This is a genomic window from Aeromonas enteropelogenes, assembly GCF_000819845.1.
Lineage (GTDB): Bacteria > Pseudomonadota > Gammaproteobacteria > Enterobacterales > Aeromonadaceae > Aeromonas > Aeromonas enteropelogenes.
Genome location: NZ_CDCG01000020.1, coordinates 544 through 901, shown reverse-complemented (window position 1 = coordinate 901; position 358 = coordinate 544). Strand labels below are relative to the sequence as shown.

The window sequence follows — 358 nt, the reverse complement described above, 5'->3', positions numbered from 1 at the left end:
CAGGGCCAGCAGGGCACTGTCGACGAGCAGGGGCATCAGGTCCGGCAGCAGCACCAGCCAGTGCTGGCCGCTCCACTGGCTTGGCCACAGATCCGGGAAGGACCAGCGCCGCGCCAGCGACCAGAGCAGCAGGGCCGCCAGCACCGCCAGATTGATGGCAAACATGGCGGCCACACAGAGGCCGGTCAGCCTGGCCGCCAGGGGGCGCGATGTGCGGCGCTGTCCGTCGAGCCAGATCTGCTTGGCATACCTCTGATGGGCCCACTCCAGCAGCCTCAGCGCCGCCAGCAGCAACAGGCTGATGGCCAGCAGCAGCAGGGCGCCGCTGGCGGTGACGCCGCGCCAGCCAAGATCCGGA

1 pseudogene is annotated in these 358 nt (G+C 70.1%); it reads right to left on the bottom strand.

The features are described from left to right. Nucleotides 1-358: pseudogene (locus BN1123_RS08695) on the bottom strand (ABC transporter permease); the annotation flags it as partial.